This window comes from Facilibium subflavum (assembly GCF_003574485.1).
Lineage (GTDB): Bacteria > Pseudomonadota > Gammaproteobacteria > Francisellales > Francisellaceae > Facilibium > Facilibium subflavum.
The window spans coordinates 19,769-33,971 of the sequence record NZ_QLIT01000202.1; the positions used below are offsets into that span (position 1 = coordinate 19,769).

Below are 14,203 nucleotides of genomic sequence, written 5' to 3' on the forward strand. Positions count from 1 at the left end.
TTACTCAATTACTTCATTGATTTGATGATCAGGCGTATGCGTGTCTTCCTGGTTGATATATTTGTTTAAAAAAGGTCTTGATAGCCACATCAATACTGCAATACCCAGGGTAACTAAACCAATCTCGGCAAACACACCTGTGTAGGTGTATAGGCTTTCCATGGTTGTCATTGTAACACCACTTGGCGGTGAAGTGAGATTTCCAACAAAGGCGCCAATGGGTCCGGCAAGCATAGAAGTTAGAAACCAAATGCCCATGACAAAACCTGAAATAGCGCTTGGGCAAAGCTCAGCAACCATTGCAACACCTAAGCCTGAAACAAGCAGCTCACCGGTTGATTGTAAGGTATATGTCAACACCATCCACCAAGGAGAAGCAAGACCATTAGTTGCGGTAAATCTTGGTAAAAATAAGACCAAAAACGCAAGACCACATAATGTCATGCCAAAGCAGAACTTTGTTGCATGCGTGCCAGGCGCTTTTTTATAAATCCAAGCTAAAATAGGGGATGCAGCAATGATGACAAGCGGATTTAATACCTGGTAGGATGCTGCAGGAATTGTCCAGCCAAATACGTTACTATCAATGTTATGCAGTGCAAAAAAGGTAAGTGAAGTTGGCATCTGGTTATATAAAACGAAGAACACAATACCCTCTAAAATAAGCAAAAAAGCAATTAGCATTCGGATTCGCTCATGGCCTTTAAGGGAGAATGCGGTTTTTAAGAAATATAAAAAACCACCAGCAACAACAATATAAACAATGGTATAGCATATACTGGTATGTGGCAGCAATTTTCCAAAGATAATCACACTAACAATTGAAGCGATGATAACGGTTAATAAGCGACCAAATAACATTGGATTTTTCCCTGCCTTGGTGCTGATCCCACTGAGTAATTTATAGAAGATAAAATAGTTCCCAAGACCTAATAACAAACCAAAAGCACTGATCCAGAAGGCGGCGGTCCAGCCATAAGCTTGAGCGGCGATTGGTGCAATTAACATTGAAACAAAAGAGCCAAGATTAATTGCCATGTAATAAAGTGTCATCGCACCATCTAATGCTGGGTCACCTTTTTGGTAAAGCTTTGAAATCAAGGATGAAGGGTTTGCTTTAAATAAAGCATTACCAACAATAATCCCACCCAGGGCGTAAAAAACAGTCGTTGGCGTTGATAATGCAAGTGCCAGGTAGGATAAAAATAAGATGATCGCACCTAAAGCAACAGTTCGTTTAGCACCAAGGTAGTTGTCACCAATATAGCCCCCAACCCAGATAAAACCATAGACAAAGGCAGAAAAGGATCCAAATGTGTAAATGCTGATCTCTTGGCTGAATCCAAGTTGATCGACAAAGTAAAGTGCCAGGATAGCTTGTGTTGCATAGTAGCCAAATCGCTCCCAAAGCTCAACGCCCCAGATAACCCAAAATGGTTTTGGCAGACCACGCGATAACGTGTCAGTTGACATAATTATTCTCCCCTAATTGTTTAAGCTTTTTTGTATAAATGCCTATATAATTATGCGCTCTTTTTAATCTTAAATAGCATTGTAAATTTTCAATATAAGCAGATGCACTCAAATATTTATAAAGAAGTTTTGTGTTTGATGCAAATGGTTTTTTAGTTTATTTACATGTTTTTACTAAGGTATACAGAATATGCACAAAAAATGGACCGTATCGCATCTTCAAGGTAGTAAATATACGTGAAAATTTTGAGGATTATATTGCTTTACAAAGCTTTTGAATAATTTCAGGGTAAAATTGATACTCAATTTGTTTAATTTTCATTTGTAATGTTTCGGCAGTATCGCTTGGATTAATATCAACACAACGTTGTGCAATAATTTCACCACCATCAAGCGTTTGATCAACATAATGTACCGTAGTGCCATGCTTTTTTTCGTTAGCCATTATTACACGCTGGTGGGTATGTAAGCCTTTAAACTTTGGCAGCAGTGACGGATGGATATTAATGATTTTTTTGGGATACTTGTTAACAAAGTCTTCTGATAGGATGCGCATAAAACCAGATAAAATAATGAAGTCAGGTTGAAAGGTATCAATACACTGACTTAGCTGGTTATCGTAGTCCTTTTTTGACATAGAAGGGCGTTTGGGGAGGAAAAAACTTGGAATATTTGCTGTAATCCCACGGGTCATTGCCTGGCAGTTTTTATCACAAATGACAGCATTAATGCGAATGCTGGTATTTTGGTTATGTAATTGATCAATCATTGCTTGCAAGGTTGAACCAACCCCTGAGCATAAAACAACAAGGTGTTTCGTTTTAGTCATGGCAATACCGGATTGCGGGTTGACCATGCTCACGGTTATCAATAAAGCCGATCTCCCAGGCATTTTCACCTAAGTTTTCAAGTGCATTAAGTATACTTTGCTTTTGTGCTGGATTAACAGCAAGAATCATGCCAGCACCACAGTTGAAGGTCTTAAGCATTTCATCTTGGGGAATATTTCCTTGGCGCTGAAGCCATTGGAAAATCTCTGGAAATTGCCAGCTGGCAAGGTTGATAACGGCTTGTTTTGACTGAGGTAAAACCCGAGGGATATTTTCCGTAAACCCACCGCCTGTAATGTGACTTATCGCATGGATGTCAAAAGTATCTAATAAACTTAAGATTGTTTTAACATAAATTTTTGTTGGCGTTAATAGTGTTTCACCTAATGTTGTGCCATTAAATGGCGTGTTAAGCTTAGTATTGTGTGTTTCAAGGATCTTTCTTACCAGTGAATAGCCATTGGAATGAATTCCTGATGAACCAATGGCAATTAAAGTATCGCCTGCGGCAACTTTTTCACCTGTGATTATATTTGATTTTTCAACAATACCAACACAAAATCCAGCAAGATCATATTCATCATTATGATACATGCCAGGCATCTCCGCTGTCTCACCACCAACTAAGGCACAACCTGACTGTTTACAGCCATCGGCAATGCCTTCGATTACTTTTGTTGCCTTTTCTACACTAAGCTTCCCTGTGGCATAATAATCTAAGAAAAATAGTGGTTCGGCACCGCCAACAATCAAATCATTGACACACATTGCGACCAAATCAATGCCAATGCTGTTATGGCGATTCATGTCAAAGGCCAGTTTTAATTTTGTACCAACACCATCAGTGCCTGAAACCAGTACCGGATTTTTATAACGATGCAAGGGTAACTCAAACAAGGCACCAAAGCCGCCTAATCCAGTCAAAACTTCAGCTCTTGTGGTTGATTTTGCTAATGGTTTTATATTATCGACCAAGCGGTTGCCAGCCTCAATACTAACACCGGCATCACTATAGCGAATTGTTGTCTTTGACATATGATTTAACTACATGATAAGGGGTTGTGGCGCTGATTATAAAATAAAAAAAACTAAAAGTCTCCCCAAAGTGTCTGTAGAATCGCACAAATTGCTAAGGGTGCTGTTTCTGTGCGCAAGATTCTGGCACCAAGTTGCAGATCTATTGCATGATGATTAAGCGCTGCGTCAACTTCCTTTTGGCTTAATCCACCTTCAGGGCCAATAAATATATGAAAACGCCGGGCATTTGGATATTGTTGTTTAAGTGTTTTAATATTGGTATGTGCTTTAGGGTGTAAAATGAGTTTTAAGTCACAGTTTTCTGCTAATGCTTGATCCAGTAAAGCAATTTGGTGAACCTTGGGTACAAAGACACGCCCACTTTGTTCTGCGGCACTTATCGCAATTTTCTGCCAATGGAATTGCTTTTTTTCCTGCTTTTCTGCAGTGAGTTTATAGTCAACATGTGTAGATAGGATAGGGGTGATCGATTTAACACCAAGCTCAGTTGCTTTTTGGATGACAAGCTCAAGCTTGTCGCCTTTGGATAAAGCCTGGAATAAATGGATGTCAATATTAGATTCATTTTGCTTTACCTGTGATGTTTTGGCAACTATTACAGCGGCCTTTGGGTCGGCTGTAATAATCTCAGCAAAATATTCCAAGCCATCTTCGTTGTTAAAAAAAATAACGTTATGTCCTTTTTTAAGCCGTAATACACGGATTAAATAATGGCTAAGCTCTCCAGGCAAAGTAATCTCAGTATCAATAGTATTGATGCTTTGGCAATAAAGTCGTGAAATTCTCATTGTTTATTTAATAATTTCAATATCACCGTCATTTTTAGCAATAAGCATCACATCCGCAGCATGGACGGCAAAAAGACCATTGCAGACAATACCTGTGATTTGATTTAGTTCTCTTTCTAGCTGCAATGGGTTGTCAATTTCAAGATTATGAACATCTAAGATAATATTACCATTATCAGTAGTAAAACCTTCTCGATATATTGGCTGACCACCAAGCGCTACAAGTGCTTTGGCAACATAGCTTCTTGCCATGGGGATGATTTCCACAGGTAAAGGGAAGCTGCCAAGACGCGTAACAAGTTTACTTTCATCGATAATGCAAACAAACTTTTCACTGGAAACACGGCATATTTTTTCACGTGTTAATGCGCCACCACCGCCTTTAATTAACTCTCGGTGTTTGTTGGCTTCATCGGCACCATCAATATAAATATCGACTTTGTTAGGGTAGTTAAGATCAACCACTTCAAAGCCGTGTTCTTTTAAGCGCTTTGTGCTTTCATCAGAGCTTGAAACGGTTAATTCGACCTTATGTTTAATCTGTGCGAGCGCATCAATAAAACAATTAACCGTGGAGCCTGTGCCAATACCAACGACCATGCCTGGTTTGATATAATCAAGCGCTGCTTGTGCAACCTGCTGCTTTAGCTGTTGTTGATTTTGTATTTCTTTTTTATGAAAAAACATTACGATAACCTTTCAATAAAACAATGTGCTTTTATTGTGCTTTATTGTGGCAGAATTCTTAGGAAAAACAATGGTTATACATGGCTTTTCTCAAGAATCAGGCATGTTAAAAGGGTTGTTTTGTGTGTTCATGCTATTAATCACTATACTGCGGGAGTGGGCTGCTCATATCAAAAATAGGATGAAAAGTAGACTGATAAAGTGTCGGTAACAATAAAAGTGTATAGTGACTTGAGCTTTTAGTGTGGTATTGGCTTTTTGAGAGGGTTTGCCAATTGCTATAGAAAAAAGCAGCATATTCTTCTATTTCCAAGTGCTCAGACTACCCTATAGAATATTCGATCAGGCGAAGAATAATCATCATAATGCTCCGCCTGTATGTGTAATAATTGACTATGTGTCAGTTGAAAAGTTTAAATTAACGTCGTGAATAAAAAGCTGGAGTTATTATGATTAAAAAGAAAATTACTTGGCTGTCAGCAATGGTACTGTCTGTTATGATGACGAATGTCTATGCTGGTGTACAATATTTAACAATTGGGAATAGTAAAATTCCTGGGCATTATTCAAAAGAGGGCACTTTTATTCCTTCTACAACATCAACTAACTCAGTTTATGGTGAGCCAACTCAGAAAAAATTTGTTAATGCGTTGTTACAGTCTGACTATATAACAAATAATCACGATAGTAGCAATCTAGATATTTCAAAGTTAAAGACAAACTATATTATAGGCGGTGTTATGCCACAAGGGCAGACTACGTCATATAAGAATCAAAGTACAATAGGTATTTTAGCAGATAGGGCGCAGCTAACATATCAGTCTCCTCAACAATTGTACACTGAGTATGGTATCAATAAGGACAGTGACTCTTCCCACGGGGTTATTGCCTTTGTTGAGTGGGCAGCGCCAGTAGAGAGTGATTTGGAAGAATATTCAAATACCTTTAATCTGTCAAAAGCCAATTTAACAACTTACTATAGCACAGCCAAAGGACTGGTTTCGGCAGTGGACTATCCTAACCCGCCAATGGTTAATAGTTCAGTTTATACCTCATTGGTATCAGAAGCTAACCTGGACACGCAAGTTGCTCACGCTATATCTCCTTTGGCACAGTTATACGTCGTTGTTGTCGGAAATGATTTGCCCAATTTTTATAAAAACTTTGACAATGCAGTAATTCAAGCAATTCAGCTTGTGCAAAGTAAGGGTGGTGGAGAGCTTTCATTTAGTGTTTTTGCTAATGGTGAACCAAAATCTGAGCTGGCAACTATTTTAGATAAAAATAATTCAAATGTCGTGGTTACTGCAGCTACTGGAGATGATGGTGGTTTAACCATCGATACAATCGCGCAGTTTAGTCATGTTATTGCAGCCGGTGGGACAAAAATTCTTGCAGATGATTCTACACAACCGGCACCTCAATCACTATGGTACACTTCTGCTAATGAAGGAGGTAATGGAGGCGTGATTCCTAACTCTTCGCCACCAGAATATCAAAAAGGCTTGGGCTATTCTGGTCGAGCTACCCCTGATATATCGTTTGATGCGGACCCTGCATCAGGTGTTGCCATATTTCTAAATGGCAATGAGATTGATATCGGTGGTACAAGTGCCTCAGCACCAGCGCTGGCAGCAATGATAAATAGGTCTGGTCTGTTTAAAAATACAAAGGCAGTATTAAATAACATTTACGCTCATTATTTTGCTCCAGGCACCTACGATGGTTTATATGATGTGACTCAAGGGCATAACCCTGGTGCACCTGGTAATGCAAAAAAAGGTTATGATACAGCCACAGGTCTGGGCACACCATATGGCCTTGATGTATTTAGAAGCTAAAGGTTTTTGTATACTAGGCAACAAATTTAGGTGTGTTTGCTAAACCGATAAATCCTGGCTTATGTGCTTTTCATCTAATATTACCTCCCGTGTTGAATCAAAATAAATGATTAGACATTTCATGGCAGTTTTTTTACTATACTATTTTTCGTATGAGAAGGCAGTGAAAATCATGACAGGGTTGGTAATATGACACTTTTATTTACCATTTTAATTCTAGTAATTGTATTTTTAATCATAGGGTCACTTTTTTTGTGGCCAACAAGAACGCTTATTTTTGCAATGCAAATAAAAGAGCGTCAGCGTTATATGTGTAATTTTTATCATGTAAATTACATCCCTATGTTCAAACCCGCCGTGGTGATCAGCAACAAAATCAACCTTTTTTTAGCGGTATTGTTAAGACAAATAGCCAAGCAAAAAGTCACGGTGATAATGGAATGTAAAAAACCATTAAGCCGTTATTTGAATTATTTACTACAGCGTGCTGGGATTGAAATATTATCACAGGAGTTTTTGCCATCATGGTCTAATGAGGGTATTTTATTAGTTCACCAAAGTCTTTATAAAGAAGCTATAAAACTGAATAATGAAATTATTCCCATGCAAGTTTGTGGTTTTGAGTGCATTAAATATACCTCAGGTAAAAATGTGCCTCAGTGGTTGCACTTAAGCTTTTTTGAAGCAATTGGTATTGATCTTGATGACAAGGCGCTTAGTGATCTGTTAGGTGTGAAAAATATTTATGCCTGGGATCGCTATATTGCCTTGATGCCAAGTATTCCTGAAGTGTGGGTTAAACAGGCAAAAGCAAGAAAAGGCAAAAAGGTTATTGCTGATTCAACAGGGGTTGAGTTGAGTTCAGAAAAACTCTTGGTTGCAACCTTGGCATTATCACAGTTACTAGAGTCACAGCTGCGTGAACAAGATACAGTAGGGATTTGCCTGCCGCCGAGTGTGGGTGGTTCGATGGCGATGATGTGTCTGATGGTATTAGGAAAAACCATTGTTAACCTAAACTATACCGCTTCACAAAAAGCGCTTGATGCTGCGATTAATGAGTCAGGTATCAAGACAATTATTACCTCAGGGCGGTTTATCGAGCAATTAAAGAAAAAAGGTTTCCATTTGGAAGAGGTCTTTAGTCAAAGCAATATCATTTTACTGGAGGATGCCCGCCAGCAATTAAGCAAACTAACACTATTCAAATATTTATTAAAGGTGAAACTATCAAGTGCTGATGGGTTGATTAGGCGCTATGTTAAAAGCGTTTCTACCGATCATACAGCCGCTATTTTGTTTAGTAGTGGCAGTGAAGGCAAACCTAAAGGGGTGATGTTAAGTCACAAGAATATCTTAGGTAATATTAAACAATCGATGATTATATTAGGGGCAAAATCAAATGATTCTATTTTAAGCATCTTACCTATTTTCCATGCCTTTGGTATGACAGCAACAACATTACTGCCACTTTTAGAAGGGGTTTTCATGGTTTGCCATCCTGATCCAACAGATGCAGCAATGCTAGGTATTTTAGCTGAAAAATATAAACCAACGATTTTATGTGGGACATCTACCTTCTTTCGGATGTATTCTCGCTCACGTCAGTTACAATCTGAACAATTTGCTTCTTTAAATTTTGTTGTTGCAGGTGCTGAAAAATTATTGCCTGAAGTTCGAACAATGTTTGAGAAAAAGTTTAATAAGGTTATTTATGAAGGGTATGGGACGACTGAACTTTCGCCGGTGGCCTCGGTTAACCAGCCTGATACAAAAGATAAAATTCATAATAAGATCGGTACTGTTGGCAGCGCGGTCCCAGGTGGGCGTTTTATGATTATTGACCCTGAGTCAAAAAAAGAGTTGCCAATAGGGGAAGCCGGCATGATCACCTTTGGCGGTGTGAACGTTATGAAAGGTTATCTGCATGATCCAGAGAAAACGAATGAAGTGATTTTTAAACGAGATCGTATTCGTTGGTATCAAACTGGTGATAAAGGTTCTTTGGATGAAGATGGTTATTTAACGATTTTAGATCGGTATTCTCGTTTTGCTAAACTTGCTGGTGAAATGGTGAGTTTGTCGGTGGTTGAAAGTGAAATCATCAGCTTATTAGGTGTGGACGATGAAGAGACTGAAGTATTAGCAGTTGCAACACCTGATAGTAAAAAAGGCGAGCAGATCAGCCTGCTTTATACAATGGACATGGATGCAGATGAGCTAAAAACAAAAGTGAAATCATCTAATATCAATAACCTCTTAAAGCCACAACACTACTTTAAGGTTGATGAGATTCCAAAGCTTGGTTCTGGAAAAACGGATTTTGCTGCAGCAAAAAAACAGACCCTGGCACTATTAGAAAAACAACATTAAGCTTTACCCGCTTATGAAGGCCTAGTATGATAATGGCATTATTTAATTAAATATAAAAGTGATCTGCAACCGTGAAGAAGTTGGCGCAGGATATCATCAAACAGTCTTCATCATCTCCAGAAATCTATCAACACCATCAAAAGTTATGTCAAAAGATCGATCGTTATAATTATTATTATTATACATTGGATAACCCACTTGTTTCAGATGCACAATATGATGCGCTTTATCAACAGCTTGTGGAGCTGGAAAAAACACACCATGATTTAGATACATCAAATTCACCGACAACACGTGTTGGTGGAGATGTGTTGTCAAAATTTAATGTTATTAATCATAAAGTGCCGATGTTGTCATTATCTAATGGTTTTACCGAAGAGGAAGTCAAGGCTTTTTATAAACGTTTATATGAGCTTACAGGCCAAGAAAACCTTTTGTTTGAATGTGAGCCAAAACTTGATGGTTTAGCCATCAGTATTCATTATGAAAGAGGAAAGTTAAGTTATGCTGTGACACGAGGTGATGGTGCCCAAGGTGAAGAGGTCACTGCAAATGTCAGAACGATTCGTAACGTTCCATTGGTATTACAAGGGGATTATCCTGAATATATTGAAATTCGCGGTGAAGTTATTATCAATAAGCAGGATTTTCTTATGTTAAATAAAAGGGCTGAAAAGCGGCAGGAAAAAGTATTTGCCAATCCAAGAAATGCTGCGGCTGGAAGTATTCGGCAATTAGATTCACGTATTGCGGCAAAACGACCGTTAAGAATGTATGGTTATGGGATTGGTGCCAATCAAGGTTTTATATTACCAAGAACACAGTTTGAATTAATGCAGCAGATCAAGGCCTGGGGCTTTCAGATAGCTGATGAGATTGAAACTGTGAAAGGTGTTGATGGTTTGTTAGGTTACTATCAAAAAATGGCACACTTACGTGCAGATTTATCTTATGATATCGATGGGCTGGTCTACAAACTCAATGAGATTGCCTTACAAGATGAAGTCGGCTTTATCGCAAGAGCACCACGCTGGGCTTTGGCGCATAAGTTCCCTGCAGAAGAGGTTGAATCTGAAATTGTCAATGTTGATTTTCAAATTGGCAGAACCGGTGCAATTACGCCTGTAGCGCGCTTAAAGCCAGTTGCCGTTGGTGGTGTTATGGTCTCTAATGCAACACTGCACAACATGGATGAGATTAAACGAAAAGATATTTATATCCACGACCGTGTGATCGTTCGACGTGCTGGTGATGTGATTCCAGAGGTGGTAAGACCATTAGTACAGTATCGTACAGTAGCACAAAAAATTGAAATGCCAAAGCACTGTCCTGTATGTCATTCAGTTATAGAGGTGTTAAAGGATCAAGCAGTTGCGCGTTGTACTGGAGATTGGTTCTGTAAAGGGCAAACCAAGGAACGGATCAAACATTTTGCTTCACGAAAAGCCATGGATATTGATGGTTTGGGTGATAAAATTGTTGAGCAATTGGTTGAACGAGATATTGTAAAACTTCCCCATGATTTATATCACTTAAGCTTGCCTGTATTAATGCAGCTAGAAAGAATGGGTAGAAAGTCATCCATAAACTTATTGCAGGCAATCGAGCAAAGTAAAAACGTTTCTCTGGCACGGTTTATATTTGCCATTGGCATTCGTGATATTGGTGAGGTTTCTGCCAAGTCATTAGCAGAGAATTTTGGCTCGCTGTCAGCCATTCAAAAAGCAGATTATAACGCACTGATTGATATTCATGATATCGGTGAGGTTATGGCATATAATATTATCCATTTCTGGCAAAATCATGAAAATAGGCAGATGATTGATAAGCTTCTAGCAAGCGGTGTTAACATTATTAATCCTGAAAAGCCTAAGGTGCATGAGATAAATGTTGATAATCCTTTTTATCAAAAAACCGTTGTAATCACAGGCAGCTTTGTGGATTACACACGTGATGAATTAAAAGAAAAACTCTCAAGCCTTGGTGCAAAATGTGTGAATAGCGTCTCTAAAAAAACAGATATGGTTATTGCAGGCGAAAAGGCTGGCTCAAAACTGCAAAAAGCACAAGCACTTGGGGTTTTTATAATTGATGAGTCTAATTTACTAACGATGCTAAAAGAGTTTGATTTATGAGAAAAGAATCAGGTAAAAAGCATAAAATTGCAATTTTAGGTCAAGGCCAATTGGCACAAATGCTCATTGAAAGCGTAGAGGATTTACCCGTTGAGATTGAAACATTTGCATTGCCTGTGGTCAATAAAGATGGCATTTGTGATGATACGGAAATACAAAAATATTGTCAGCTGCTCCAATCTTTTGATGTGATCACATATGAAATTGAAAATATATGCGTTTCACTTTTAAGGAAAATTAATCAAAAAGTGCCTGTTTACCCAGCTATTGATGCACTTATGACAGCGCAAGATCGATTAAGCGAGAAACAATTGTTTACTTCTTTAGGTATTAAAACCAATCGATACCTGGCGATTAAGCATTTTGCTGAACTTCAAAGTGCAGCTGAATTACTTGGCTTTCCATTTATAGTTAAAACGCGTCGTTTTGGCTATGACGGCAAGGGGCAGTTTCTTGTAAAAAAACAAGCGCAACTGCAAGAAGTATGGGCGCAATTTGCGGGTATTGATTTGATCGCAGAGGGCTTTGTTGACTTTGATTATGAAATTTCACAGATTGCCTCGCGTGATCAAAAAGGGAATATTGTCTATTATCCTTTAAGCCACAATCAGCATCATAAGGGTATTTTACGTCAAAGTCGGGTGTTACAGAACAACAAAGGCTTACCAGATGAAGCACAGCGCATTATTAAAGATCTATTAGAATATTTTGATTACGTGGGGACGTTAACCATAGAGTTCTTTGTTAAGGATGATGTGCTTTATGCAAATGAAATCGCACCTAGAGTACATAATTCTGGGCATTGGAGTATCGATGGTGCTAATTGTAGCCAGTTTTGTAATCACATGCGTGCGGTGGCTGGCTTTAGCGTTAAGCCTGTTGTGACAACAGCACAATATATTATGATGATTAATTTGATTGGTCAGGATGTCCCGGTAAACTTAAAACCCAATCAGTACGTAAAGCCTAAAAGTTATGGCAAAACATTACGCTCTGGACGTAAAATGGGGCATATTAATATTATTGGTGATGAATTCGATGTGTTTGAGAAGCACCTAAATGAGACTTACCAACAATTACAACAGATGACTAAAAGGGGTGTTGAATGATGGATGAAAACAAGCAAATTGCCTATTTTGCTGGTGGATGCTTTTGGGGCGTGGAGTATTATTTTTCGCAAAAACCAGGTGTGATCAGTACAGAAGCGGGTTATATGGGTGGTGATATTCAATCCCCTTGTTATGAAGAAGTAAAAACAGGAAAGACTGGGCATTTAGAGGTTGTTAAGGTTGTATTCAACCCAAAAGAAATCGACTATATGGAACTGGCTAAGTTATTTTTTGAGATCCATGACCCAACCCAGACTGATGGACAGGGGGTTGATATTGGCACCCAGTATTTAAGCGCTATTTTTTATCTTGATGAAGCGCAAAAATGTATTGCACAAAAGTTGATTGATCAACTTAGACAAAAAGGGTTGGATGTTGTTACAAAACTAATTGATGCAGCAGGCTATACATTTTGGGTGGCAGAAAACTATCATCAACAGTATTTCAGCAAGCTTAATCAAGCGCCAACTTGCCATATCCCCGTTAAACGATTTTAAGGAAAATATTCGATGATGAATGAAATTACCGAGAATATCCAAACTTATTATGATCTTTCTTATCCTTTGGCTGAAAAAATGCGAATGATCGATGATTTGGCAGATCAGCTAGGTGAGCTTTTAGATTGGGTATTAAGTGTCGATTTTCAAGTGGTACAAAAACCGGCACAAAATACTGATAACCCTGAGTATTTGCCTGATGGTGAAGATCACAGTCAAAATGAAATGAATAATAAAATACAGACAAGTCTTTATGCTGTGACGATTATTGCAGGTGATATCGATGATGACGATGCCCCTGTTTTTTTTGCTACAGCCTGTGCTGATGAAGCATTGATTCGATTACAGACCTATATTGATTTGATGGAAAAGCTTGAAATTCGTAACTTAGCTTACTCAGAAGCGCATTATGCAAGCGTGCTTAAAAAGCTTGAAGACTATTATAATCAAGATTGTGAAGATGTTTTGGAAGAAATTGCCTTAATAAGCTTTTTCGAATTTAATACGCGTTTGAATATGGCTGATTGATCAGCATAGCGAATCAGGCAAGTGTTTTATCTGCCGTAGAGATATGCAAATAATATAAGTACTTTTCATATTGTGTGATGACATCAGCAATAACCTGCTCTTGTGTGTAGCCCATAATATCGTATTGCTGGCTACCATGCTCTAGAAAGACTTCAGCGCGATAATAGTGATTTTTCTCATCTGCTTCATCAATGTTTTTTTCTTCAGTATCAGCTAAAAGATAAGCGCGTAAATGAACGCTATAGACAAAATCATGCATATCAAGCTTTGGAATCACCAGTCGTATGCTCTCAGGGTTAAGTTGGCAATGAATGTTAATGCCATCATCTTTAAGCTTTGTGCTGACTTCGTGGAGTGCGGGTCTTACTGTTTGCTTTAAAAATGCAATAGCTTGTGCTTTATCAGGTTTCTCTAATAGACTATCAAGGCGCTTTTGCCAGCTTGTGCTAGCTTGTGTGTATTGCACACTTGTGGTGTGTGTTTGAATACTTGAAAGCTTTAGGTAATCTTCACGAAGCGCTTTTACCAGTGCAATACAGATGAAAAACAAAATAATCACCAGTGGAAAAGCACTGGCAATACTTGCAGTTTGTAAGGCAGATAATCCACCTGAATATAAAAGAGAGATTGCCAAAAAGCCTTCTAATAATGCCCAGAAAACCCGATGCCAAAGAACAGGTTCTTTGGCACCGCCACTGGCAATAATATCAATCACCAGTGAGCCTGAGTCTGATGAAGTAACAAAGAAGGTAACAACAAGCACAACGCCAATAATTGAAGTAACTGAAGACAAAGGAAAGTGTTGTAAAAACTCAAATAATGCAACTGGTATATTATGCTGTGATGCATCTAGTAGCGCTTGTGCGCTGCCATTGATAACAAGGTTAGGGAAGCGCACAAAATA

General features: G+C 38.5%; 12 protein-coding genes. 6 read left to right on the top strand and 6 right to left on the bottom strand.

Annotation, left to right across the window (positions count from 1 at the left end; translation table 11 throughout):
* The 5 genes from DNK84_RS11185 to rpiA all read right to left on the bottom strand — a co-directional run bounded on the left by DNK84_RS11185 (position 1) and on the right by rpiA (position 4,816).
* Positions 1 to 1,473 carry an oligopeptide:H+ symporter gene (locus DNK84_RS11185; RefSeq protein WP_119344590.1) on the bottom strand — a complete coding sequence of 491 codons (1,473 nt, stop codon included), beginning with the start codon at positions 1,471 to 1,473 and terminating at the stop codon, positions 1 to 3.
* Positions 1,474 to 1,726: 253 nt separating this feature from the next.
* Complete coding sequence (gene purN, locus DNK84_RS11190) at positions 1,727 to 2,302, bottom strand: phosphoribosylglycinamide formyltransferase (RefSeq protein ID WP_162902403.1); 576 nt, start codon at positions 2,300 to 2,302, stop codon at positions 1,727 to 1,729.
* Complete coding sequence (purM, locus tag DNK84_RS11195) at positions 2,295 to 3,338, bottom strand: phosphoribosylformylglycinamidine cyclo-ligase (RefSeq protein WP_119344592.1); 1,044 nt, start codon at positions 3,336 to 3,338, stop codon at positions 2,295 to 2,297. The genes purN and purM overlap by 8 nt, the downstream gene beginning before the upstream one ends.
* 53 nt (positions 3,339 to 3,391) lie before the next feature.
* Entirely contained in the window at positions 3,392 to 4,129 is a 738-nt protein-coding gene (locus tag DNK84_RS11200; protein WP_119344593.1) for a 16S rRNA (uracil(1498)-N(3))-methyltransferase, read from the bottom strand.
* A gap of 3 nt (positions 4,130 to 4,132) precedes the next feature.
* Complete coding sequence (gene rpiA, locus DNK84_RS11205; RefSeq protein ID WP_119344594.1) at positions 4,133 to 4,816, bottom strand: ribose-5-phosphate isomerase RpiA; 684 nt, start codon at positions 4,814 to 4,816, stop codon at positions 4,133 to 4,135.
* A gap of 449 nt (positions 4,817 to 5,265) precedes the next feature.
* Here rpiA and DNK84_RS11210 point away from each other — a divergent pair, with 449 nt between their 5' ends.
* The 6 genes from DNK84_RS11210 (at position 5,266) to DNK84_RS11235 (ending at position 13,299) form a co-directional block, all read left to right on the top strand.
* Complete coding sequence (locus DNK84_RS11210; protein WP_119344595.1) at positions 5,266 to 6,657, top strand: S8/S53 family peptidase; 1,392 nt, start codon at positions 5,266 to 5,268, stop codon at positions 6,655 to 6,657.
* Positions 6,658 to 6,846: 189 nt separating this feature from the next.
* The gene (locus DNK84_RS11215; RefSeq protein ID WP_119344596.1) at positions 6,847 to 9,030 is read left to right on the top strand and encodes an AMP-binding protein; all 2,184 of its coding nucleotides are present in this window, start codon (positions 6,847 to 6,849) and stop codon (positions 9,028 to 9,030) included.
* 71 nt (positions 9,031 to 9,101) lie between these two features.
* A complete protein-coding gene (gene ligA / locus DNK84_RS11220; RefSeq protein WP_235826891.1) occupies positions 9,102 to 11,165 on the top strand; it encodes an NAD-dependent DNA ligase LigA in 2,064 nt (687 codons plus the stop codon).
* Positions 11,162 to 12,274, top strand: a complete 1,113-nt coding sequence (locus tag DNK84_RS11225; RefSeq protein WP_119344597.1) for a 5-(carboxyamino)imidazole ribonucleotide synthase — start codon at positions 11,162 to 11,164, stop codon at positions 12,272 to 12,274. Before ligA ends, DNK84_RS11225 begins: the two co-directional genes overlap by 4 nt.
* On the top strand, positions 12,271 to 12,771 hold the full coding sequence (gene msrA / locus DNK84_RS11230; RefSeq protein WP_119344598.1) for a peptide-methionine (S)-S-oxide reductase MsrA: 501 nt from the start codon (positions 12,271 to 12,273) through the stop codon (positions 12,769 to 12,771). Before DNK84_RS11225 ends, msrA begins: the two co-directional genes overlap by 4 nt.
* Positions 12,772 to 12,783: 12 nt before the next feature.
* Complete coding sequence (locus DNK84_RS11235; protein WP_119344599.1) at positions 12,784 to 13,299, top strand: hypothetical protein; 516 nt, start codon at positions 12,784 to 12,786, stop codon at positions 13,297 to 13,299.
* Positions 13,300 to 13,312: 13 nt separating this feature from the next.
* Here DNK84_RS11235 and DNK84_RS11240 read toward each other — a convergent pair.
* Positions 13,313 to 14,203, bottom strand: an 891-nt coding sequence (locus DNK84_RS11240; RefSeq protein ID WP_208123311.1) for a BCCT family transporter, incomplete at its 5' end; no start/stop codon positions are given.

What these genes read in the sequence shown, in the direction of transcription:
- DNK84_RS11185 (WP_119344590.1), bottom strand. Translation starts at nt 1,473, where the DNA reads ATGTCAACTGACACGTTATCGCGTGGTCTGCCAAAACCATTTTGGGTT.
- purN (WP_162902403.1), bottom strand. Translation starts at nt 2,302, where the DNA reads ATGACTAAAACGAAACACCTTGTTGTTTTATGCTCAGGGGTTGGTTCA.
- purM (WP_119344592.1), bottom strand. Translation starts at nt 3,338, where the DNA reads ATGTCAAAGACAACAATTCGCTATAGTGATGCCGGTGTTAGTATTGAG.
- DNK84_RS11200 (WP_119344593.1), bottom strand. Translation starts at nt 4,129, where the DNA reads ATGAGAATTTCACGACTTTATTGCCAAAGCATCAATACTATTGATACT.
- rpiA (WP_119344594.1), bottom strand. Translation starts at nt 4,816, where the DNA reads ATGTTTTTTCATAAAAAAGAAATACAAAATCAACAACAGCTAAAGCAG.
- DNK84_RS11210 (WP_119344595.1), top strand. Translation starts at nt 5,266, where the DNA reads ATGATTAAAAAGAAAATTACTTGGCTGTCAGCAATGGTACTGTCTGTT.
- DNK84_RS11215 (WP_119344596.1), top strand. Translation starts at nt 6,847, where the DNA reads ATGACACTTTTATTTACCATTTTAATTCTAGTAATTGTATTTTTAATC.
- DNK84_RS11225 (WP_119344597.1), top strand. Translation starts at nt 11,162, where the DNA reads ATGAGAAAAGAATCAGGTAAAAAGCATAAAATTGCAATTTTAGGTCAA.
- msrA (WP_119344598.1), top strand. Translation starts at nt 12,271, where the DNA reads ATGATGGATGAAAACAAGCAAATTGCCTATTTTGCTGGTGGATGCTTT.
- DNK84_RS11235 (WP_119344599.1), top strand. Translation starts at nt 12,784, where the DNA reads ATGATGAATGAAATTACCGAGAATATCCAAACTTATTATGATCTTTCT.